Consider the following 24196-nt stretch of genomic DNA (forward strand, 5'->3'; position numbering starts at 1 on the left):
AACAATAAAAAATTAATACAAAATCCCTACAAAATATCCTACAAGGAGCACCTATGACCGTTATGGAACATACTAAGGCTGCACAAATTGATCTAACTAAGCACGGACTGACTGGCGTTACTGAAGTTCTTCGTAATCCTAGCTACGAGCAGTTATTCGTTGAAGAGACACTGCCAGGTTTGGAAGGCTACGAAAAAGGCGTAGTAACGGAACTAGGCTCTGTTGCGGTTGACACTGGTATCTTTACTGGCCGCTCACCAAAAGATAAGTACATTGTTAAAGATGACACTACGCGCGATACCATGTGGTGGTCAGATCAAGGCAAAAATGACAACAAACCGATTACAACTGAAGTTTGGAGTGAGCTGAAAGAGCTTGTGACAACTCAGCTATCTGGCAAGCGCCTGTTTGTCATCGACGGTTATTGTGGTGCTAACCCAGATACGCGTTTAAGTGTGCGTATTATCACTGAAGTAGCGTGGCAAGCGCACTTCGTTAAGAACATGTTCATTCGTCCAACTGACGAAGAGCTAGCAACGTTCGAACCTGATTTCGTGGTAATGAACGGTGCTAAAACAACTAACCCTAACTGGGAAAAACAGGGTCTAAACTCTGAGAACTTCGTTGCTTTCAACCTAACAGAGCGCGTTCAAATCATCGGTGGTACTTGGTACGGCGGTGAGATGAAGAAAGGCATGTTCGCAATGATGAACTACCTGCTTCCTCTGCAAGGCATTGCTTCAATGCACTGTAGTGCAAACGTTGGCGAGAAAGGCGATGTAGCCATCTTCTTCGGCCTGTCTGGTACAGGTAAAACAACCCTATCAACCGATCCTAAGCGTGAGCTAATCGGTGATGATGAGCACGGTTGGGATGACGATGGTATCTTCAACTTCGAAGGCGGTTGTTACGCGAAGACGATTCGTCTATCTAAAGAAGCAGAACCAGAAATCTACAATGCAATCCGTCGCGATGCTCTGCTAGAAAACGTAACGGTTCGTGGTGATGGTTCTATCGATTTCGATGACGGTTCAAAAACAGAGAACACTCGTGTTTCTTACCCGATTCACCACATCGACAACATTGTTAAGCCAGTATCAAAAGCAGGTCACGCTCAAAAAGTTATCTTCCTAACAGCGGATGCGTTTGGTGTGCTACCACCAGTATCTAAGCTGACTCCGGAGCAAACTAAGTACCACTTCCTATCTGGCTTCACAGCTAAGCTAGCAGGTACAGAGCGCGGTATTACTGAACCAACACCAACGTTCTCTGCGGCATTTGGTGCAGCATTCTTAACTCTTCACCCAACTCAGTACGCTGAAGTGCTTGTGAAGCGTATGGAAGCAGCTGGCGCTGAAGCTTACCTAGTGAACACAGGTTGGAATGGCACAGGTAAACGTATCTCAATCCAAGATACTCGTGGCATCATCGACGCTATCCTAGATGGCTCAATCGACCAAGCTGAAACTAAGGTTATCCCTATGTTTAACCTAGAAGTACCGCTAGCGTTGCACGATGTTGACCCAGCGATTCTTGACCCACGTGATACTTACACTGACCCACTACAATGGGAAAGCAAAGCGAAAGATCTAGCAGAGCGCTTCATCAACAACTTTGATAAGTACACAGACAATGCTGAAGGTAAGTCACTGGTTGCGGCAGGTCCTCAACTAGACTAACCCAACATCTGCTCGGGCCAAGCCAAAAGCGAACGCCCAATTTAAAGTGATATTTTTGTAGCAAGCCCCTCTTTTGAGGGGCTTTTTTGTTGCTGCTTGCCCCTTTTTGTTCCACTCTGTTTTGAGACTATTGAAATTTAAGGCTTTCAGGGAATGAAAAAGGTATTCATGGTGATTGGCATTGTGGTGGCCATCATCGTTGCGACTATCGCAGCGTTGTTATTAAGCCTACAAACTCAATACCGATCGGATGTTGCTAACTTTTTTATCAAGCATACGCTTGAACAACCTGTACTCATTGAAGACGTTGAGTATCAGGCGCCTTATCACATCACCTTGATGGGCATTACCCAAAGCCAACCTGATAAACAAAAACCTCTCTATATCGACAAGATCGATCTTTGGTTCAGTCCCAGCTCGATTACAGAAGCTAAACTGGTCTTGGACTCCGTCTTGATCAGTGGCCTACAGTTGGAGGTAAGCGATCTAGAGACATTCACGCCGTTATTCACCCAACCAAACATCAAGCTCCATCAGCTAGCCATCAATAATCTCGACTTTTCGACCCCAGACTTTAATGCGCGAGGCATCGACCTCCAGATCTCCGAGCCAACGTGGGATGACAACAACGCATTACTGCCTTATGGCAAAATCCAACTCTCAGCCACGCAGCTGTATTGGCAAGGAGAAGCCTTCGATAACCTGTTGTTTGACCTAGACTTAAAACCTAGCAATAGCACGCTTTATGGCGCTTCATTTGACTGGCGCGGTGCCAAGATTTCAGGACAAGCAGAGCAGTATCAGCAAGATTGGTCGTTGGTGAATGTGACCGTCGATCGCTTACGACTCAATCAGAAACAGACCCAAAGCCTACTAAGCAAAGAGTGGGATATAGCAGGTATTCAGATCAATCACATCAATAGCTTAGATATTCTGCGCAGCGACGTGGAATGGCAAGATGGCCACTTAACCGCTTTTGATGCGTCACTAGAAAATATCCAACTGCCTTTTGAGCTGTGGAAGCAACAGAAGGCCATTTTCTCTCTGCAAGCAGAGGGAGTGACCATTGATGATGACATGTTCATAGAGCCAAGTATCAAGCTCAATTTAGATCCGAACCAGATTCTGATTGAAGATTTCTATACTCAATTCTTACAAGGCAGTATTCAACTTAATGGCGAAGTAACCCCTAACAGCATTCAATTAGCGCAGCTCGACCTGCAAGGCATAAAGTGGATTACGGAAAGCAAAAATAAAGTTCTACCATCCGCTCGCCTATTGCCTTGGCTGACACAGCTTCAGCAAGCCTCTATTGACAGACTTAATATAGAACGTAGCCAACTTATCCAACTCGCAACCAAACCCTACTGGCAGGTCTCAGGGCTGCATGTAGAAGGACATCAGGTTCAGCTGCTGCAACAGAGAAAGTTAGGGCTGTGGCAAGGCAAGTTGATGGTTAGCGCCAACGATGCAAGCTATCAAAATATTGTCAGTGTTCAACCCGTAGTTGAAATGAATAGCGAACAAGGAAAATGGACGCTGACACGCCTGTTTATGCCACTAAAGCACGGCTATATTGAAGCCAACGCGACACTCGACTTCAACCAAATCAGTAAGCCATGGAGCTTAGATATCTCTGCCGATGGGTTACCCATAGCACCCATGCTGCAGCAACTCGAATTACCGCTTGATGCAACCGGCTATGGTGAATTTGAACTTCAAGCCGCAGGCTTGTATGGCGATTCCTTGATGTTCGGTTATTCAACCACAGGGCAACTCACTGGCAGTGTTCGCCAAGGTGTGATGACCTTTAACGATAAGCTTTCTGAAGCCTCGACTGATAACGTGTTTGAAATCCCAGAGCTTAATGCGAATTTTGACCGTGGTCGCTTCACTCTTGAACCAATGCACATTATTGGTGCGTCCGCAGCAGAGCAAGGTACACAAAGAGTTCAAACACTCAACGGTGATGTCTCTGGAGAGCTCGATTTGCTTAAGATCGAGCAACACACTCTCTCTATTTCCTTATCGGATCAATGCCACCAAATATCAGGAAAGCTCACCCAAGCAGAGTATTCCGAGATTAACGACTGCCAACAAAAAAGCGCCACTCCACAGGAGTAGCGCCTTCTATCTTTATCTGTATCTGTATCTGTATCTGTATCTGTTAGCCAGTGTCAGCTATACGCTTACGTTGGAGTCTGTTGATAATCGCTTTTTGTAGTCAGGGATCAGCATATAGGTTCCCGTAAACTCGACTGCTTCCACATCGCCACTGTTAATGGTCACATGAATGATGATGCGAGCTTTTCTGCCCGACGCGAGGCGATCTAAATCGCCACTGATCCCATCCAATGACGTAGATGCGACTGGGTTTTGCTCGACTGGGTGACGATAACGAATATTACTGTCTGCCAGTACGATATCACCGGTCAGCCCACGTTCTTTCATCAGTAGCCAAGTCATTCCCCAACCCGTTAGAGTCGCCAAGGTAAAAGCTGAGCCAGCAAACATGGTGTTATGAGGGTTAAGGTTGGGATTCAACTGAGCGCTACACTCAAACTGATAACCCGTGTATTGGTTAATCTTGATGCCCATTTTGTCACTGATCGGGATCTGATTTTCCCAACGCTGCTGAAGCTCATTACACCATTCTGGTTTGCGCAGTACATCAGCCATTGGGTCAAGAGGTTTCACCATCTGTTGGTGACGCACAGGGCCGCGTTGATCATTAATTTCACCACGACGTTCAAACTCATTCTTCTCATAGAATGAGATCGCATCTTCGCGTGCATTACACACCAAACGCTTCGCCCCTTCTTGACGTGCCAGTGACTCTAGCGCAACCAAGATAAGTGAGCCCATGCCTTTACTCTGGCGAGATTTCTTCACCGCCATATAGCGAATCTGCCCCTCTAGATCTGGGGTGATATAGAGACGACCAATCGCCATCGGGCGACCTCGACCATCGACAATCATGCGATGGTGACTCATGGCATCGTATTCATCGCGCTCTGAACCTACCGGCATTCGCCAAGGTTCACGGAGCATCTGCCAGCGAAAATGGTAATACTTGTTCAGTTGATTTTCGGTGGTCGGTGTTATGAGTTTAAACATGCTTATTCCTTTAAGCCTAAACCTGCAGCCAGAATGTTACTGGGCCATCATTAACCAAAGACACTTTCATGTCGGCTGCAAATCGGCCACGTTCCGTTGGTAACACTGATTCACACTGGTCAGAGAAATAGTTGTAAAGACGCTCTGCATCTTCTGGGTGAGCACCGCGAGAAAATCCTGCTCGTGTGCCTTTCTTAGTATCAGCTGGCAGAGTGAATTGAGAAACCACTAATACCTTACCTTCTACCTGCTTTACATTGAGATTCATTTTATCGTCTTCATCTCCAAAGACACGATAAGTGGTCACTCGTTCCATCAAACGTTTGGCTTTGGCTTCGTCATCACCTTTTTCTACGCCTAACAGAACCAATAAGCCTTGCTCAATCTCACCCACTACTTCGCCATCAACACGGACGGCAGCTTCACTTACTCTCTGGATCAGTGCTATCACTGTTGTTTCCTTGCTCTGTGATTTTGTCTTTATCCGACGAGTGTACCATTTCTTGCGAGTCACTCCACTGTTCCTGCTCGCCCAACGCGGCCGTCACCTCGGCACCCACCAACACAATCAACCAGCACAAATACACCCAGACAAAAAGAATGGGAATCGCCGCTAATGCGCCATAAATCAACTGGTAAGAGGGGAATTGAGTAATGTAAGCCGCAAAGCCTTTCTTACTGAGTTCGAACAACAGAGCCGCAACCAGAGAGCCCGCTGCCGCATGAGAAAAGTGTATCTTTTTGTTGGGAACCAACAGGTACAGACCGAAAAACGCAAAGAATGAGGTAATCAAAGGGAGCTTGCGAATCACGGTATTAAAGGCACTCGACACGACTTCGTTTTGTAACAAGTTCAATGATGTCACATACGACGTTGCAGCAATACTCGCCCCAATCAAAATAGGTCCAAGCGTTAGCACCATCCAATACATTGAAAAGGACAACACGGCCCGACGCTTTTCTGTTACTCGCCAGATGTAGTTAAGATTCTTATCGATGTTGGAGATCAGCATCAATGCCGCAATGAATAAGAACACACTGCCCACCGCCGTCATCTTGCCGGTATTGGCCACGAACTCTAGTAGAGCACCATGCACCGCATCTCCAGATGCTGGAACAAAGTTGGTAATAACGAAGTTTTGAATCACTAGGCCAACATCAGCAAAAACTGAAAATGACGATAAGATAGAGAGCAAAACCGTCAACATCGGTACGATCGAGAGCAAAGTAATGTACGCCAAGTAACCCGCATTCACATTGACCCTATCGTGCGTCATTCGCGCCAAAAGATAGCGGGAAAACTGGATGCTTCCTGTGACTGCGTTTTTTATCTTCAACTTGTAACTCCCTGGTAACTCGTTCATAGTCCTAATTAATATTCCTTTATTTAACTATAGGAAACTAGGATGCCTTATTTAATAGTTATAGTCCTCTCTATTTTTACTCTTACTGGATGCCAGTCCGCTTATTACTCCGCCATGGAGCAAGTGGGTTACCACAAGCGTGACATTATGGTCGATAGAGTGGAAGACGCTAAAGAGTCGCAGCAGGATGCTCAGGAAGAGTTTACTAGCGCACTTGAAGCCTTGAGTAGCCTGACGAACTTCAGTGGCGGCGACCTTGAAGACATGTACAACCAAATCAACGATAAATACCAAGACAGCGAGAAAGCCGCACAAAATGTCAGTGATCGCATTGCTGCGATTGAAGACGTGTCAGATGCGCTGTTTGCAGAGTGGCAGAGCGAGTTAGACCTCTACACCAGTGCTTCACTGCGCCGTTCGAGTGAACAAAAACTGCGAGAAACCCAATCGTCTTACAAGACCATGCTTTCAGCAATGAAACGCGCTGAGAAGAAAATGGACCCGGTACTCAACACCCTTCGCGACAATACGCTTTATCTCAAACACAACCTCAATGCGAGTGCTGTCGGTTCGTTGCAGGGCGAATTTATGAGCTTAGAAAAAGACATCGCCTACGCGATAGAACAGATGAATGCTGCAATAGCAGAATCGGATAAGTTCCTAGCTCAACTGAACCAGAAGTAGCGCTACAGATAAAGAACACGATGCAACCTATCATTATTACTGGCGGCCCCGGAGCCGGGAAGACAACACTGATCAATGCCTTGGGTGACATGGGTTACCCAACCTTCGCGGAATCTTCTCGACAGTTAATTGAACAGCAGAGCCAACTTGAGAACGGTATCTTACCTTGGTTAGACCTACCGGGCTTTGCTCGCCTGTGTCTCACTGTCATGAATGAGCAAAAGGAACAGGCCAACCAGCATCCAGTTGCGTTTCTCGATCGCGCCATTCCAGATATCTGCGGTTACTTAACTCAGGCGAACCTTGAGATTGACAAAATCTACCGAGAAGCTAGCCAAGGCTACCACTCACAAGCCTTGTTCTGTCGCCCTGAGGCATCTATTTACGTACAAGATGATGTTAGGCCTTATCCGCTTGAAGAGGCATTAGAGATTCACCACGCGTTGGTCAGAGTCTATCAAGAGCTTGGGTATGAGGTGGTCGAGGTGCCATTTATGTCAGTCGAAGAGCGGGCTCTATTTGTTCAAAGTCAACTAGGTATCAAAAGCTAGATCCCCAACTCAGTCGTTCCTCCCTCTTGAGGATGACGAAGACTTGAACGCTCTTTGTATCTCTCATCTCGTTTACCCGTATCTACTCCAACACCACATAAAACAAAAACCCCGTGTAGCTAGGCTACTCGGGGCTTTCTTACTTATTCTAAAACGTATTGCTTGATAGCTAGAAGCTAGTCAGCTGGCAATTAAGCCTTAGCTGGACGTGCTGCACGCTTACGGTCGTTTTCAGTAAGAAGTTTCTTACGGATACGTACGTTTAGTGGCGTTACTTCTACTAGTTCATCTTCATCGATAAACTCAAGAGCTTGCTCTAGAGTGTGCTTGATCGGTGGAGAAAGAACTTGTGCTTCATCAGTACCAGATGCACGAACGTTCGTTAGTTGCTTACCTTTCAGACAGTTTACTGTCAGGTCGTTTGAACGGTTGTGAATACCGATTACTTGACCTTCATAAACTTCATCAGCGTGCTCTGTGAATAGACGACCACGAGCTTGAAGGAAGAACAATGCGTAAGTCAGTGCTTTACCCGTTGCGTTCGAAATTAGAACACCGTTGTTACGCTGACCAATGATACCGCCTTTGTAAGGACCGTAGTGATCGAACGAGTGGTAGATAAGACCAGAACCAGACGTCATTGTAAGAAATTCAGTTTGGAAACCGATAAGACCACGAGAAGGCATCATGAAGTCCATGCGAACACGGCCTTTACCATCTGGTGCCATATCTGTTAGCTCACCCTTACGTAGACCGATGCTTTCCATGATCGCACCTTGGTGCTCTTCAACTACATCGATAGTAACCGTTTCGAACGGTTCCATTTTCTGACCATCTTCTTCTTTGATGATTACTTCTGGACGAGATACTGCTAGCTCGAAACCTTCACGACGCATGTTTTCGATCAGGATAGAAAGGTGAAGCTCACCACGGCCTGATACGCGGAAACGGTCTGGACTTTCAGTTTCTTCAACACGTAGTGCAACGTTATGAACCAATTCTTTTTCAAGACGCTCAAGGATGTTACGTGAAGTTACAAACTTACCTTCTTTACCCGCGAACGGAGAAGTGTTTACTTGGAAAGTCATTGTTACTGTTGGTTCATCAACAGACAGTGGTTCCATTGCTTCAACATTGTTTACGTCACAGATAGTGTCTGAAATTTTCAGTTCACCAAGACCTGTGATTGCAATGATGTCGCCAGCATTAGCTTGTTCTACTTCGTGACGCTCAAGACCTAGGTAACCAAGTACAGTACCTACTTTACCGTTACGTTTTTTGCCTTCAGCATTCACGATAGTTACTTGTTGGTTTGGCTTAACAGAACCACGAGTAACACGAGCAACACCGATAACACCTACGTAAGAGCTGTAATCAAGTTGCGAAATTTGCATTTGTAGTGGACCTTCAAGGTCAACTGCAGGTGCTTCTACTGTATCAACAACAGCTTGGAACAATGGTTCCATGTCTGTGCCAACTTCGCCTTCTTCCATTGTTGCCCAACCGTTTAGAGCTGAAGCGTAAACAACAGTAAAGTCTAGTTGCTCATCAGTCGCGCCTAGGTTGTCGAACAAGTCAAATACTTGGTCCATAACCCAATCAGGACGAGCTCCAGGACGGTCAATCTTGTTGATAACAACGATTGGCTTAAGGCCGTGTGCGAAAGCTTTTTGCGTTACGAAACGAGTTTGAGGCATTGGGCCATCAACTGCATCAACGATCAGAAGAACTGAATCAACCATAGACATGATACGTTCAACTTCACCACCGAAGTCCGCGTGTCCAGGGGTATCTACGATGTTGATACGGTAATCATTCCAGTCAATTGCTGTGTTCTTAGCAAGGATTGTAATGCCACGCTCTTTTTCGATGTCATTCGAATCCATGACACGCTCTTCAGCTTCACCACGAGACTCAAGAGTGCCTGACTGTTGTAGTAGTTTATCAACCAAAGTCGTTTTACCGTGGTCAACGTGCGCGATGATCGCGATATTTCTTAACTTATCAATCTGTGGAGTAGACATGGATTCTCGATTCACTCATAAAAGGTAGCCGTCAATTATCTCAAAAGTTTGGATAATAACCGCTAGCTTGATTTAAAAAACGGTCAATAATATACCAGATTTTAGACAAAAACCCAGAAATATGTGATCTCAACCAAGGCTTTTTTCTTTATTAGCGATTCATATCCGCTTAACTTTGATTCAATACAGTATCTAACAGTCTAATTCGTAGGATTCTAAAAAAGCATCCGCCGCAAGATGGACAGCCAAATCTCCGGCAAAATAACAAAAGTGGATTGACAACTTAGGCAATTCATTGCTGAATGGTGCTCGCTTATGTTTCATATTGGTGCACAGATAAGCAATTGCACCAACAAGGTGCATTAGAAGATCATTTTGGTGCAAAAACCAGAATTAATGAAACAAGAAAACAAGTAAATCATTGAAATTAATGGAATAATTTTTTTGGCACGTTTTTGGCTATAGATAAATCAGCATCGATTAATGCACTTATAGACATTAATCAATGCTAGTTTCAACCGAATCGAGCTAATACCGAATTAATAACACTGGAGGTTATCCAAGATGTCAGTAGAAAATGTACTATCCCTGATCCAAGAGAACGAAGTTAAATTTATCGACTTACGTTTTACTGATACAAAAGGTAAAGAGCAGCACATCTCTATTCCTTCTCACCAAGTTGATGCAGACTTCTTCGAAGAAGGTAAAATGTTTGACGGCTCTTCAGTAGCTGGTTGGAAAGGCATTAACGAATCTGACATGGTAATGATGCCAGACGCAGCTTCAGCTGTACTGGACCCATTCACAGAAGATGCAACGTTAAACATCCGTTGTGACATCCTTGAGCCTGCAACAATGCAAGGCTACGACCGTGACCCACGCTCTATCGCTAAGCGTTCTGAAGAATACCTACGTTCTACGGGTATCGCAGACACAGTTCTAGTTGGTCCAGAGCCAGAATTCTTCCTATTCGATGACGTTAAGTTCTCAAACGACATGTCTGGTTCTTTCTTCAAGATTGATGATGTAGAAGCAGCTTGGAACACAGGTTCTGATATCGAAGGCGGTAACAAAGGTCACCGTCCTGGCGTTAAAGGCGGTTACTTCCCAGTAGCTCCTGTAGATTCATCTCAAGACATCCGTTCAGCAATGTGTCTAGTAATGGAAGAGATGGGCCTAGTAGTTGAAGCTCACCACCACGAAGTAGCAACTGCGGGTCAAAACGAAATCGCAACTCGCTTCAACACGCTAACAACAAAAGCGGATGAGACTCAAATCTACAAGTACGTTGTGCACAACGTTGCTCACGCATTTGGTAAAACAGCGACATTCATGCCTAAGCCACTAGTTGGTGACAACGGTTCTGGTATGCACGTTCACCAATCTCTAGCAAAAGACGGCGTTAACCTGTTTGCTGGTGATAAGTACGGCGGCCTATCTGAAATGGCACTTTACTACATCGGTGGTGTAATCAAGCACGCTCGTGCAATAAACGCATTTGCTAACCCATCAACGAACTCGTACAAGCGTCTTGTACCTGGTTTTGAAGCTCCGGTAATGCTTGCTTATTCAGCACGTAACCGTTCTGCGTCTATCCGTATCCCAGTAGTACCAAGCCCGAAAGCACGTCGTATCGAGCTACGTTTTGGTGACCCAGCAGCGAACCCATACCTATGTTACTCAGCAATGCTGATGGCTGGCCTTGACGGTATCAAGAACAAGATCCACCCAGGCGAAGCTATGGATAAAGATCTATACGACCTTCCAGCAGAAGAAGCGGCTGAAATCCCAACCGTTGCTGAATCTCTAGAAGTAGCACTTAAAGCGCTAGACGACGATCGTGAGTTCCTAACAGCTGGCGGCGTATTCTCTGACGATTTCATTGATTCTTACATCACACTGAAATCTGACGACGTACAACGCGTGAACATGGCAACACACCCACTTGAGTTTGAACTGTACTACTCAGTTTAATCTCCTGTAGAGATAAGCCATTTCTTACTGCAACCTTGTAAGAATCGCTGACTAAATATTAGGCTCGCCTCGCAGGCGGGCCTTTTTTATATACTCCCTCCCCCTGCTTCCTCGTACCATACCTTAGACAAAAGCCCTCAGAGGCTGCTGCTATAAATACAATAAAATCAATAACAAAACCAACGCCAAACGTGAAATCACCTAGCGGTGAAAAGAGGCTAAAGATATGAAAAATATACTGTTCCTGATCGGGTTAACAGTCGCGATCTCGTGCTCTGCTCAAACGGTGTATACCTGGGTGGATGAGGATGGTGTTCTCCACTTTAGTGATAACCCTAGCGCTCAAGATGCCAAATCTCTTCGCCTACCGGATGTGCAAGCGTCAGCACCCGCACCTAAATTTGAAGCCTCGACTCCCGTTGACGCTGCTGCTTCATCTACAACTAAAACGGCAATGCCAGCTCAGGATCAGGAAAAAACAGAAAGCACGAAACGTGAGGCGCCAGCTCAACTAGCCCTCATCATGCTGACTCCCGTTCATGACCAAACCATCCGTAGCAACCGCGGCTTAATCCCTATTCAAATAGAACTTAGCCGCAAGCTTGGTATTGGAGAACAGTTGCAATTGATGCTCGATGGTCGTCGCTATGGCGCCCCACAAACCCAACCGAATTGGGAACTGAAAGGTATCGATCGAGGTACTCACACCATTGCAATTCAAGCACATAGAAGCGGCAAGCTTATTGCATCTACTAGTCCAGTCACCGTGTATTTACATCGAGCGACGCTCAAGTAGGCCAATGTGTTAAAAGAGACTGAATTACCTCTACTTTTCACCTAATCGAAGCAGCTTTCAGCGACTCTAATGAATTATCTTTAGCTTCTGGTTGATATGCGCCATACTTGAACTTAGCTACGCACCAATTTGGTGCAGTGAGAAAAACACCAGTTCAAGGACGAAATAGTGAATCGATCAGCCAAAAGCGACAGCATAGATACACATCATCTTTCCAGCGCCATTCTCGACAATATGGTGACCTCAACATTGATGCTCGATGAGCAACTGTATGTCCGATACGCCAACCCTGCGGCTGAACAACTCTTTTCACAAAGCGCGCGACGCATCGTCGATCACCCATTGAGCCAACTCATCCAACACGCCTCACTGGATTTGGCGCTTCTGACGCAACCGCTACAAAGTGGCCAGAGCATTACCGACAGTGACGTTACCTTCGTTGTTGATAACCGCCCACTGATGCTTGAAGTCACGGTTAGCCCAATCTCTTGGCAACGAGAGACGCTGTTATTGGTTGAGATGCGCAAGATAGACCAGCAAAGACGCCTCAGCCAAGAGCTCAACCAACACGCACAACAACAAGCAGCTAAGCTGTTGGTGCGCGGGTTAGCACATGAGATTAAGAACCCACTCGGTGGCTTAAGAGGTGCGGCGCAGTTACTTGGTAAAATGCTTCCTGATCAGTCTCTTAATGAATATACGCAGATCATTATTGAGCAAGCCGACCGCCTAAGAGCGTTAGTCGATCGCCTGCTTGGCCCTCAAAAACCGGGGACCAAGTCAGAAGAGAACCTACACCAGATACTTGAGAAAGTCAGGCAGCTCGTAGAACTCGAGTCGGGTTCAACGCTCGCCATCGAACGAGATTACGACCCGAGCTTACCGGACATTCTGATGGATTCAGCACAAGTTGAACAAGCGATGCTCAATATCGTGAGTAACGCGGCGCAGATTTTAAAGGCCCAAGAATCAGGGAAAATCACCATTCGCACCAGAACGGTGCACCAAGCCAATATTCATGGGCAGCGACACAAACTCGCAGCGCGCATTGAGATAAGCGATAACGGCCCCGGCATCCCCGATGATTTAAAAGACACGCTGTTTTACCCAATGGTCAGCGGACGAGAGGGTGGCACAGGGCTGGGACTGTCGATTTCTCAAAACCTGATCGATCAGCACAATGGAAAAATTGATGTTGAGAGCTGGCCGGGTAACACCACATTCACGATTTACCTACCCATTTAGGTCAACAGAACCTCGCGATTGGACAGCGAGATGAAAGGCTTAACTCGGTAACACAAAGATTAAAGACATCATAAAAACAACAATGATTATCACAATAGAATTGGCTGCAAAGGAATTGAATTATGAGTAAGGGATACGTTTGGGTCGTCGATGACGACAGTTCTATACGCTGGGTCGTAGAAAAGACGCTGTCATCTGCGGATATAAAGTGTGAAACATTTGCTGATGCTGAGAGCGTATTGCTTGCTCTTGAACGCGAAACACCAGACGTTTTGGTGTCCGACATTCGCATGCCTGGCATTGACGGGATTGAGCTGTTACACCAAGTTCACCAGCGCTCTCCCGACCTGCCAGTGATCATTATGACCGCGCACTCAGACCTCGATGCAGCGGTGAATGCTTATCAAAAAGGGGCTTTTGAGTATCTACCTAAGCCGTTTGATATTGATGAGACACTGACTCTAGTAGAGCGAGCCATCGCACACAGCCAAGAGCAAAAGCGAGAACAAGCCAGCGAAGTAGCCGAAGAGACCAACGCACCAGAAATCATCGGTGAAGCACCGGCAATGCAGGAAGTTTTCCGAGCTATTGGCCGTTTGTCTCGTTCATCCATTTCGGTTCTTATTAATGGTGAATCTGGTACTGGTAAAGAATTAGTCGCGCACGCTCTGCATCGTCACAGCCCAAGAGCTAAAAAGCCATTCATTGCATTAAACATGGCGGCAATCCCTAAAGACTTGATCGAATCAGAGCTGTTTGGCCACGAGAAAGGCGCCTTTACTGGCGCTAACAGTGTTCGCCAAGGACGATTCGAACAAGCCAACGGCGGCACTCTGTTTCTTGATGAAATAGGCGATATGCCACTCGATATTCAGACTCGGCTACTGCGCGTGCTTTCTGATGGTCAATTTTATCGTGTCGGTGGGCATTCTGCGGTTAAGGTTGATGTTCGTATCGTTGCAGCAACCCACCAAGATCTTGAGCGCTTGGTGCATGACGGTGGTTTCCGTGAAGACCTTTTCCATCGACTGAACGTTATCCGAATCCATATTCCGGCACTGCGCGAACGTAAACAGGACATTGAAAAACTGACTCACCACTTCCTAGCATCAGCCGCTGAAGAGCTTGGTGTAGAAGTGAAGACACTGCACTCAGAGACCATCATGAAGCTCAATCAGCTAAATTGGCCGGGTAACGTACGTCAGCTTGAGAACATCTGTCGTTGGCTCACAGTCATGGCAAGCGGCAGTGAAATACTCCCTTCAGACTTGCCTCCAGAACTGTTGGAAGAAAAAGTGGTGACGACCTCAGGGACTGGAGATAACTGGCAACAACTGCTCGCTAATTGGGCAAAGTGTGCGCTTGATTCCGGAGAAAAAGAGCTACTAACTTATGCTCTGCCAGAGTTTGAACGTATACTGCTAGAGGCTGCACTCAACCATACCAATGGTCATAAACAGGATGCAGCCAAGGTTTTAGGTTGGGGAAGAAACACCCTAACCCGTAAACTCAAAGAACTGTACTGACCAGATATGACTTTCGATACAGCGACTTTTTAACCAAAAAAGGGTCGCTTGGTTTGAATAGTGTCGGTACAATTAAGGTATGCCATTCACTAAAGTTGTAGCTAAAGATGTCTTGGAAAACACAAATTACATTGAGAACCGCGGTGGTTCTGCCATTCGTGATGATTTTTCTGTTCACTATGAGCGTAATGGTTTTCACTCAAAAGCAAAGCTACAAAGAGATGGTGAGTGATGTTAGTGCACGCCAACTAACATCACTTACTGACCATGTTCATCAAAGCCTGTCCAATTTTTTAGAAAAACCATTTCACGCCAACCTCTCGCTCAGCCATAACATTGGCTACCACCATCTTTATCAAGCGGGCAACCTTAGCAAGGTCCAAGACTACATTCTTTATACGTTTTCAGACCATTTCACAGCTATACCTCAACTCGATGTGATCGGCTTTGGTTCTGAAGATGGTAACTATGTCGGTTTTCGTAAAGAGGCTAACAACGGCTATACCTTGATGGTACAAGACGACCGTACTAACGATCAGCTGGTCATTTACCGTGGCAGCAAGATCAGCGAAGACATTCGATCGGTGATTTCAGGTTACGACCCGAGAGTCCGCCCTTGGTACACACCCGTTGCTACGCAAAAAAAGGCTGTATGGTCGCCAATTTATGCCAATGCAGATGAACGACAAGAGATCACCTTATCTGCCCTCGCCCCTATCTATGATGACAACGAATTCAAAGCCGTCGTCGTTAGCGACATTAAGATCAATACCTTTAATGCGTTTCTCAAAGAACTCAAAGATAAAACGGATGCCTCTGTTTATATCATTGATAAGCAGCAACGCTTGGTCGCTCACTCGGGCGGAGGCAGTGTGGTCTCTTGGGGAACAGGGAAAACCAATAAGGGCCAACGCTTACTGGCATCAGAGAGTGCTAACCCGGTAATACGTGAAAGTGCTAGCTACGTAGACCAATTTCACCTAATCGATAATTTGGGCGTGCAGCGCTTTAGCTTTCGCCTAGACAACGAACGATACTTCAACCAGATCACCCCTTATGAAGATGAGCACGGCATCACTTGGTTTATTGGTATGTCGATCCCTGAAAGCAACCTACTCGGTGAATTACCTGAAAACCAAAGAAACAGTTGGTTGCTCGGGCTAGCGCTGAGTTGCATTGGTGTCATTGCTGGGTTAATTGCGTTTAATCGCGTTACCCAACCCATCACCTCAACAGCGGATGCGGCAAAGCGTCTTGCTAAAGGTGATTGGGGCACGAGCATGCCAAAGACAGGGCATATCTATGAAACCAGCATGTTGGTGGAGTCATTCAATGAAATGGCCAACAACTTAAAGGCTTCCTTTCAAGCATTACAGTCTCAGCTTACCTATGACTCACTAACCAAATTATATAGTCGAGAAGGCTTTATCGACGCTGCCAAGAAAAACCCTGCAAACGAAAAAGGCACACTTTATTTAGTGGGTATTGATCGCTTCCGAGACATCAATGACAGCCTTGGTCATTACAATGGTGACCAATTGCTTATCATTGCGGCCGCTCGTTTAAGAGGCACATTACCATCCGATTACCTATTAGCTCGCACTGGCGGTGATGAATTCGCCATTTACGCCCCGAACGTCATCCAAAGCAAGGAAGCTCAGCTACTGACTAATCGCTTGCTTCAAACCTTTGCTTCCCCATTTTCAATGGAATCAGAAAGTGTCGTCATTAAGGTATCGATGGGCGTCGTCGGTGTATCTAACGTCCACGACATTGCGCTATTGCTGCGTAGTAGTAGCATTGCTTTGAGCAACGCAAAACAAGACAAAGCCAGTGTCAGCATTTACAGCCCTGAGATGGGTAAAGCATCAAGACATCGTACGAAGATGCTAGCGCGGATGAACCGAGCGATTGAACTTCAACAGTTCGAACCCTTCTATCAACCTATTATTGATCTAGAATCCGGATCGACCATTGGGGCTGAAGCTTTAGCACGCTGGATAGCCGATGAAGGAATAGTCTCACCACTTGAATTCATTCCTCTCGCTGAAGAGAGCGGGCTTATTTACGATATCGGCAAGCAAATTCTACATAAGTCGTGTCGAGATACTGCCATTGCGATTGAGTCAGGAAAATGGAGCAAGGACTTCTCTATTCACGTTAACCTTTCGGTCGATCAACTGAGTGAAAGTGGCTTTGTTGAACAAGTAAAAGGCACGCTACGTGACACCAAGCTACCAGCAAGCAACCTAACACTAGAGATCACTGAGTCACGCATCGTCGACAATGACCCAGCCATCATCGATAACATGCTGACGCTAAAAGCATTAGGCATCTCGATTGCAATTGATGACTTTGGTACCGGCTATTCGTCACTGGCTTATTTACACAAACTGCCATTTGATTGCTTAAAGATCGATCGCAGCTTCGTCAGCAAGCTCGAAAAAGAGAACCTAGATAGCTCTATCGTTGCAGCCATCGTCAATATCACCAAGGGCTTCAAGGTAAGCATAGTCGCAGAAGGTGTAGAAACTCAGCAACAAGCGGATCTACTCAAACAGCTGAAATGCCCGCAGGCACAGGGGTTCTTATACAGCCGCCCGGTTCCTTTTGAGCAATGGCCAACCGACCTCTGCAACGTAAAACAAAGCAGTAAAGAAAGCATGATGTAAAGTAGATAGAGAATTGACTTACAGATAGACACAAAAATGCCAGCATAATGCTGGCATTTTTTATATTTCTGTTCTCAATCGAACGATTAAATCACACGAGAGAACTGCTGTTGACGAGCCTTAGCACGTAGGTATTTATCGAAACACATACAGATATTACGAATCAACAAACGGCCACGCAAAGTCACGCGGATTTCTTTGTCGTCGACTTCAACCAACTCATCGTTGATGAAGGTTTGCAGTAGCCCTAAATCTTCTTTGAAGTAACGATTAAAGTTAACCGAGAACTCAGATTCGATCATGGTTTTATCAAGCTTAAAATTACAGATAAGCTGTTTGATCACTTCACGACGTAGAAGGTCGTCACTGTCTAGAGCAACACCTTTCCAAAGCGCGTGGCGAAGGTCATTCACCTGAGCGTAATACTTCTTCAGCTCTTTCTGGTTTTGAGCGTAAGCATCACCGACCATAGAGATTGCAGAAACACCGAAGCCAATTAGGTCAGCTTCACCTTGGGTCGTGTAGCCTTGGAAGTTACGATGCAGAATACCTTCACGCTGTGCTACTGCTAGCTCGTCTTCAGGCAGAGCAAAGTGATCCATACCAATGAACTGGTAGCCCGCGCCCGTTAAAGTCTCAATGGTATCTTGGAGGATTGCCATTTTCTCTTTTGGTTCAGGTAAGTCTTCATCTTTAATCTTACGCTGCGCAGCAAACAGTTGCGGCATGTGTGCGTAGTTAAATACCGATAAACGACCCGGTTTCATTTCTAACACTTGCTTCAATGTTTCCGCGAACAAAGCTTGAGTCTGCTTTGGTAGGCCGTAGATCAAATCAAGGTTGGTTGAACGGAAGCCTAGCTCTTTCGCACGTTTAACCATCGCAATGATGAACTCTTCGTCTTGCTCACGGTTAACCAGTTTCTGCACTTCTTTATTGAAGTCTTGCACACCAATGCTCAGGCGGTTGAAGCCTTCGTTACGCAGGTGGTCAAGTACGTCTAGCTCAATCTCACGTGGGTCAACTTCAATACTGATTTCAGCGTCAGCTGTGAAGTTAAATTCCTCACGCAGAATCATCATCAAGCGAGTAATTTGTGTTTTGGTCAAGAACGTTGGCGTACCACCACCGAAGTGCAATTGCGTCACTTGACGGCCATTCAACAAAGAGGCGCGCTGGCGGATTTCATGTTCAATCACATCTAAGTACTCATCCGCTTTATGCGAGTGACGAGTAATGACTTTATTACAACCACAGTAGTAACAAAGCTTATGACAGAACGGGATATGTACGTAAAGAGAGAGTGGACGCTCAGGGTACTGAGTACACGCCATGTCGTAATCAGCGACGGTAAACGCTTCATGAAACTCCAACGCTGTTGGATATGAAGTGTAACGAGGTCCCGAATAGTTGTACTTGTTTAAGATCTCTTGATCCCAAACGATTTGCTGATTCGTTGTTACTGGCTTGCTCGACATAGCGGTAATTCCAATTTAGATCCGCGAGAACCTAAGGTCTCTCAAATCATTTTACATACATTAAAATATAGACGGGTTATTTTGCCACACGACCAGTAAGGTCGTTCCAAGACAAAATCAATTTTTCAGACAAAAACTCAGAACTGCTAGCTTGATCACTAACAAAGCGTCGGGATTAACGAGACGCAAAAGGTAAGAAGGCTCATTTAACATCGTCTATTAAAGACAAGGCGACTTAAAAACAAGATGCATTTAGGAAAAAAAGTCTTAAATGCATAGGTATTAAAAGCAGCGCGTCTAAAAACTAAATGTTAAACAAGCCTCTATATTTAAAAGTCTTAGTGACTAGATCATCTGAATGTTGATTTGGTTGTTGAGAGGCTTAACCTTCTCCTGCAACCTTTTCAAATCTTCAATGACCGCATCATTCAAGCGAGTCTCCGCCTTATGGCGTGTGAGATTCTGCTGCATGCGCTCTTTCTTCGTCAGTTCCTGCCTTCCGTCTCCGCGAGCCATATCTTTTACGATATGGTACAGCTCAGAAAGAGCAGGATACTCAGAATCAAAATCGACACGCTCATCACCCTGAACGTTATCCATAATGATACACACTCGGATACTGATCTCAGGTAAGTCACACTGGCCTTGAATACCCGCTAAGCACAGAGTATTTACGTTTTCGTAAATCGTCGCGTTACGTTTTTCAATGGCAAGTGCTTGATGCTGCTTTTGCAACTCCGTCTGCTTCTTCACTTGAAGTAGAAGGTAACCTGCGTAAGAGCCCAAGCCGAGAATGATAATTCCACCAGCAATTGCTAATAAGGTTACGTTCATTGGCTATTAACCTTTAAAGCTGTCTAAGTCGAAATCTTCGAATTGAGATAGCAAGTCTTCGTCAGAGCTTGCTTTCTTCTTAGATGCAACTGGTGCTTCTTCGAAGATCTCTTCTTCATCGTCTTCTGGCTCTAGCAGACCTAAGCGGCCCATTAGGTGTTCGATACGATCAAGTTTCTCATCAACAAACTTCTGCAGGCCAGCACCTAGGTTTTCACCATTTTCGATACGATCTAGCAATGTGTTCAGTTGAGCATCATTCTCAAGCATCTCTAACTCTTGTTCGTTAGATAGCTTGCGCTCTTGTTTGGTCGACTTCTTCGCTGGTTCAACAATCAGCGGGATTTTTTTCTTGCTGCCTAAACGAGGGTCGCGAGCTAGTGCAGCTTTACGCTGTTTTGCTTCGCTACCATCTGAGTGACGGCTGCCAGACTTAAGGCCTTTACGCTTTTTAACACGCTTACGTTCACGACCTTCAACATCAGATTCACTACGGTTACGAGTAACCATAGGTTCCGGAGCGCCAAGTGCTCCCGGTTTTCTTGATTTCTTACTACGACCCATTACTGCACTTTCCTCAGTAAAATTACATCATTTCCAAAAAATTCTAGTTCGAGCTTATCCCGCTCTGCCAAAAACTGGAATGTTTGACGACTAAAGAAGACGACATGTGTCGGGTCATTCTTGTAGTGCCAACCAGCAAACGCGTCTACGTCTATTACTAGTTTAGTCATAAGACCAATCCAGCCCTTGGGTTTAACTAAATTCAACCATTGCTGCCACACTTTGTCTGGGTGATAAAGATGCTCTATCACCTCAGTGGCAGTCATAAAGTCATACGTTTTTTCCAACACAGAAGCTTCTGGGTGGTAATAGATATCGTACAACTCCATGGTGTGTCCGGCTTCTTCTAACATAATAGATAGCGTAGGGCCTGGGCCACAACCAAAATCCAACCCGTGTGAGTTAGATGAAATTTTGTCTGTTAATGGATCCGCGATGCGAGATAGAAAACGGCGATAGCCTGCATCACTAGGATCGTTCTCATGGAGATCATAGTGTGCTTTCTCTTCTTTTGCTTCTAACCTTTGTTCAGGTTTAACAAATACCAGTTCACATTGCTGACATTGCAGATAGGCTCTGCGTTTGTCTTCAAAATAGTGATTCACGCCTTGGTGATGGCATAAGGGACAAGTATACATAGCACATCCTTAAACAGGGATGCGAAACATACCAGAAACTGAGTTTATAGTGGAGAGGTATTGGGTGTTTTTTCATCAAATCAATAAAAAAAGCGATAGGAAAACCTATCGCTCTCTAAATCTGCCTATATCGGCCAAAATTTGCATACTCAACTTGGTACACAAATCTCCATTTGTTATTGGTGCTTTCCATGCCAAATTTGTTTGTTGTTCATCGTCCTGATGAGTTTTGGCTATCCTTTTCTAACACCTTGTTGCTGGGCAGTCCTAGCCTGATCCGTTTCTGTCTATACCGTTAGACTAGATGACCATCCGTATCTAAGTCAGCTCCTAGCTGATGGCCGTTACTTTACCGTGTTACAAAAAGACTACAAGAGTTCAAGTTCACACTTTTGTACACAAATCGATCACACATTGGTAAATCAGACATCAGCGCAAAACATATTAATAAAACCAATACAAAAGAAAACGCCCCGACCATTACTGATCGGGGCGTCTCTTCAATCTCGCTCGAGCGTACATTTCTTTACTCTGGCTAAGAGCAAGAAACCGACATATTAGTGTAAACCACCAACGTACTTCGATAAGGTATCAATATCTGCGTCTGTTAACTTTTTAGCTACATCACGCATCATCGCATTCATGTCGTTATTACGGCTACCATCGCGGAATTTCTCAAGTTGAGCCTTGATGTAATCTGCGTGCTGGCCTGAAATCTTAGGGAAACCAGAAAGTTCGGTACCGTTACCACGTGGACCGTGACAAGCAATACACGCCGTTACGCCGCGTTCTGCGTTACCCGCGGTGTAAAGAACCTTACCTTCATCTACTACATTCTCAGGAGTAGAGTTACTAGAGATAGGTAGCGATGCGTAGTACGCCGCTAGGTCAGCCATATCTTCTTCAGATAAAGACATCGCCATTGCACCCATTACAGGTTCATTACGACCTTGCTTACCACCACTGGTCATACCGAGCTTAAGCTCTTTTAACTGCTTCTCTAGGTACTTCTCATGTTGACCAGCCAGTTTAGGGTACTGCGTGATCAGACTGTTGCCGTCAGCACCGTGGCAGGCAACACATGTTTGTGATTTGGCTTTACCAGCTTCAATACTACCTTGAGCCCATACTGAGCAGCTGGCTAAAAGACTCAAAATTAGCGCTAATTTCTTCATGACATTCCATTATAATTATCAAGCTTCCAGTACCACTCTATGTTGCCACTCATGGTACAATAGGCGACCTTATGCCGAGCACGGTTATTTTACACAAATTCACAAAAAAGTAATCAATCGACTACACAAAGTCGAGATGGAGTTAACAGTGAGCGTAAAAATTCATTATCAAAACACGCATTTCATTACCAGTGCACCTGATATTCGTCATTTACCAGAAGACGAAGGGATCGAAATTGCGTTTGCAGGACGCTCCAATGCTGGTAAATCTAGCGCGCTAAATCGCGTTACAAACCAAAAAGGCTTGGCGAAAACCAGTAAAACACCCGGTCGAACTCAGCTAATTAACCTATTTAAGGTAACGGACGGTTGTCATATCGTCGATTTACCTGGATATGGCTTTGCTCAAGTCCCTCTTGAGCTGAAGAAAAAATGGCAGAAATCGCTAGGTGAATACCTACAGCGACGCGAAAGCTTGAAAGGTTTAGTGGTATTGATGGATATCCGTCACCCAATGAAAGACCTTGACCAACAAATGATCTACTGGGCTATCGATAGCCGCATCCCAGTACAAGTTTTGTTAACAAAAGCAGACAAACTGAAAAGTGGCGCTCGTAAAGCGCAACTACTGAAAATCCGTAATGATGCGAAATCTTTCGGTGGTGATGTAGCGGTTGATGTCTTCTCTTCAATGAAGGGCATCGGCGTTGATCAACTGCGAGCCAAGATGGATGAGTGGTTTGCCCCAGCTTTTGCTGACCAGATTCTTGATGAACTGGCTGACGAAGAGCACAACGACGCAGAGTAGTTCTTCTATCTATAGCTTTATCTATAATTAGAAGTTAAAGCACTTACAGCAAGTGATTTAGCCTTATTAATACCCTTCCTCATATAGGTGGGGTATTTTTTTTCCCAAAAATTAGTGAGTTAAACCTAAGTCTTGAGAATTAAAGACAAGATTAACCAGTTAGAAACGAGAGAAGTGAACCATACTAAAAGACACATCTAAATAAACAGAACAATGAGAAAGGAATACTCATGTGGAAAACACCGTTGGCCATCATTGCACTAATGCTGGTCTCATTGACAGGGTTCGCCTCTGAAGCAGAACAAGAACAAGCCCCACTGATCAATGTTGATATGACCTTGGACTTGGATGGTATGGAAAAATACGCTCAAGATGCGAGTGAGTCTCTTGAGGTGATATCGCAATCTTTGCAGGCGATCGTCAACAACCCCAACCTTAGTGAAGACCAACAACAAGCTCTGAACCAAACCGTTGAAAGCATCAACAAGCTTGCGAGCTCAACCAAGACATCACTCAATCAGCTCCCACAAGCCTTAGACCAATCTCGACTCGCCTTTAAAAAGACCAGTCAAATGCTGTTGGATGATATTCAGACCAAGATCATCATTGCGTTAGCAGCCGTTATCGCTGTCATTGTCATCGCTTTGACTGCTATCTACCTACTTATCCTAAAACCCATGCAGCAAACCTTGGTGAAAGCGACCAACAATATCTCTTCTATGGCGCAATCCATCCAAATCACCGCCGAAGCGCTGAAATACAGTACTGAGAAACAACAAGAAATCATGGATTACATTGAGCATTCACCCACTCAATACACTGATAAGTAAGGTGTAAGCGATCAATCCTTTATCGGCAACTTGTAAAATAAAAGTTATTTTAAATGATAAAACAATCAAATGAGAGACGGATTTAAATTACCAAATGCTGATCGAGTTCCAGATCTAAGGCAAATCAGGTGTTTATCACTGTGCTTGAGAAAGCGTAAGAAAAGACACTAAAAAGGGTGAGTTTACGGGAGTAATAGTAGGTTAGAAATATTTTTCTTTCGCACAAGAAAAAACGCC

At 45.2% G+C, this 24196-nt stretch carries 20 protein-coding genes; 11 read left to right on the top strand and 9 right to left on the bottom strand.

Annotated features, from left to right (window positions below):
• Positions 1–53: 53 nt before the first annotated feature.
• Both pckA and L3V33_RS17390 read left to right on the top strand, forming a co-directional pair.
• A complete protein-coding gene (gene pckA, locus L3V33_RS17385; protein ID WP_017091441.1) occupies positions 54–1679 on the top strand; it encodes a phosphoenolpyruvate carboxykinase (ATP) in 1626 nt (541 codons plus the stop codon).
• A gap of 153 nt (positions 1680–1832) precedes the next feature.
• Entirely contained in the window at positions 1833–3803 is a 1971-nt protein-coding gene (locus L3V33_RS17390; protein ID WP_237290909.1) for an AsmA family protein, read from the top strand.
• Positions 3804–3860: 57 nt separating this feature from the next.
• Here the strand turns inward: L3V33_RS17390 and L3V33_RS17395 are convergent, their stop codons facing one another.
• From L3V33_RS17395 to L3V33_RS17405, 3 genes are read right to left on the bottom strand one after another with little or no spacing between them, the layout of a single operon-like run.
• Entirely contained in the window at positions 3861–4796 is a 936-nt protein-coding gene (locus L3V33_RS17395; RefSeq protein ID WP_004735591.1) for a bifunctional GNAT family N-acetyltransferase/hotdog fold thioesterase, read from the bottom strand.
• A gap of 16 nt (positions 4797–4812) precedes the next feature.
• Positions 4813–5247: a D-aminoacyl-tRNA deacylase gene (gene dtd, locus L3V33_RS17400; RefSeq protein WP_004735590.1), complete on the bottom strand. Its 435-nt coding sequence runs from the start codon at positions 5245–5247 to the stop codon at positions 4813–4815.
• A complete protein-coding gene (locus tag L3V33_RS17405) occupies positions 5219–6160 on the bottom strand; it encodes a virulence factor BrkB family protein (protein WP_054542072.1) in 942 nt (313 codons plus the stop codon). The genes dtd and L3V33_RS17405 overlap by 29 nt, the downstream gene beginning before the upstream one ends.
• Positions 6161–6202: 42 nt before the next feature.
• Here L3V33_RS17405 and L3V33_RS17410 point away from each other — a divergent pair, with 42 nt between their 5' ends.
• Both L3V33_RS17410 and L3V33_RS17415 read left to right on the top strand, forming a co-directional pair.
• On the top strand, positions 6203–6844 hold the full coding sequence (locus L3V33_RS17410; RefSeq protein WP_017079335.1) for a DUF2959 domain-containing protein: 642 nt from the start codon (positions 6203–6205) through the stop codon (positions 6842–6844).
• A gap of 20 nt (positions 6845–6864) precedes the next feature.
• On the top strand, positions 6865–7395 hold the full coding sequence (locus L3V33_RS17415; RefSeq protein WP_114634176.1) for an AAA family ATPase: 531 nt from the start codon (positions 6865–6867) through the stop codon (positions 7393–7395).
• Between the two features lie 191 nt (positions 7396–7586).
• Here the strand turns inward: L3V33_RS17415 and typA are convergent, their stop codons facing one another.
• A complete protein-coding gene (typA, locus tag L3V33_RS17420) occupies positions 7587–9419 on the bottom strand; it encodes a translational GTPase TypA (RefSeq protein WP_004735586.1) in 1833 nt (610 codons plus the stop codon).
• A 564-nt stretch (positions 9420–9983) separates the two neighbouring features.
• Here typA and glnA point away from each other — a divergent pair.
• From glnA to L3V33_RS17445, 5 genes are all read left to right on the top strand, one after another.
• Positions 9984–11393 (top strand): glutamate--ammonia ligase, encoded by a 1410-nt coding sequence (gene glnA / locus L3V33_RS17425; RefSeq protein ID WP_004735585.1) that lies wholly within the window; start codon positions 9984–9986, stop codon positions 11391–11393.
• 226 nt (positions 11394–11619) lie between these two features.
• Positions 11620–12189: a DUF4124 domain-containing protein gene (locus L3V33_RS17430; RefSeq protein ID WP_054547996.1), complete on the top strand. Its 570-nt coding sequence runs from the start codon at positions 11620–11622 to the stop codon at positions 12187–12189.
• 168 nt (positions 12190–12357) lie between these two features.
• On the top strand, positions 12358–13434 hold the full coding sequence (gene glnL / locus L3V33_RS17435) for a nitrogen regulation protein NR(II) (RefSeq protein ID WP_017079339.1): 1077 nt from the start codon (positions 12358–12360) through the stop codon (positions 13432–13434).
• A gap of 122 nt (positions 13435–13556) precedes the next feature.
• Positions 13557–14960 carry a nitrogen regulation protein NR(I) gene (glnG, locus tag L3V33_RS17440; protein ID WP_017081697.1) on the top strand — a complete coding sequence of 468 codons (1404 nt, stop codon included), beginning with the start codon at positions 13557–13559 and terminating at the stop codon, positions 14958–14960.
• 107 nt (positions 14961–15067) lie between these two features.
• Positions 15068–17632, top strand: a complete 2565-nt coding sequence (locus tag L3V33_RS17445) for a GGDEF and EAL domain-containing protein (protein ID WP_237290910.1) — start codon at positions 15068–15070, stop codon at positions 17630–17632.
• 86 nt (positions 17633–17718) lie between these two features.
• Here the strand turns inward: L3V33_RS17445 and hemN are convergent, their stop codons facing one another.
• From hemN to L3V33_RS17470, 5 genes are all read right to left on the bottom strand, one after another.
• Positions 17719–19110, bottom strand: a complete 1392-nt coding sequence (hemN, locus tag L3V33_RS17450; RefSeq protein ID WP_017095620.1) for an oxygen-independent coproporphyrinogen III oxidase — start codon at positions 19108–19110, stop codon at positions 17719–17721.
• A 345-nt stretch (positions 19111–19455) separates the two neighbouring features.
• Positions 19456–19944 (bottom strand): DUF2489 domain-containing protein, encoded by a 489-nt coding sequence (locus tag L3V33_RS17455; RefSeq protein ID WP_017079341.1) that lies wholly within the window; start codon positions 19942–19944, stop codon positions 19456–19458.
• Between the two features lie 6 nt (positions 19945–19950).
• The gene (yihI, locus tag L3V33_RS17460; RefSeq protein ID WP_004735577.1) at positions 19951–20508 is read right to left on the bottom strand and encodes a Der GTPase-activating protein YihI; all 558 of its coding nucleotides are present in this window, start codon (positions 20506–20508) and stop codon (positions 19951–19953) included.
• Positions 20508–21146: a class I SAM-dependent methyltransferase gene (locus tag L3V33_RS17465; RefSeq protein ID WP_004735576.1), complete on the bottom strand. Its 639-nt coding sequence runs from the start codon at positions 21144–21146 to the stop codon at positions 20508–20510. Before L3V33_RS17465 ends, yihI begins: the two co-directional genes overlap by 1 nt.
• Positions 21147–21703: 557 nt before the next feature.
• On the bottom strand, positions 21704–22321 hold the full coding sequence (locus L3V33_RS17470; protein ID WP_004735574.1) for a c-type cytochrome: 618 nt from the start codon (positions 22319–22321) through the stop codon (positions 21704–21706).
• Between the two features lie 148 nt (positions 22322–22469).
• Between L3V33_RS17470 and yihA the strand changes: the two genes are divergently transcribed.
• Entirely contained in the window at positions 22470–23129 is a 660-nt protein-coding gene (gene yihA / locus L3V33_RS17475) for a ribosome biogenesis GTP-binding protein YihA/YsxC (RefSeq protein WP_054547998.1), read from the top strand.
• A 230-nt stretch (positions 23130–23359) separates the two neighbouring features.
• The gene (locus L3V33_RS17480) at positions 23360–23959 is read left to right on the top strand and encodes a hypothetical protein (RefSeq protein ID WP_017081700.1); all 600 of its coding nucleotides are present in this window, start codon (positions 23360–23362) and stop codon (positions 23957–23959) included.
• Positions 23960–24196 lie beyond the last annotated feature (237 nt).

The sequence above is a fragment of the Vibrio sp. A2-1 genome (assembly GCF_021728355.1).
GTDB classification, from domain to species: domain Bacteria; phylum Pseudomonadota; class Gammaproteobacteria; order Enterobacterales; family Vibrionaceae; genus Vibrio; species Vibrio splendidus_K.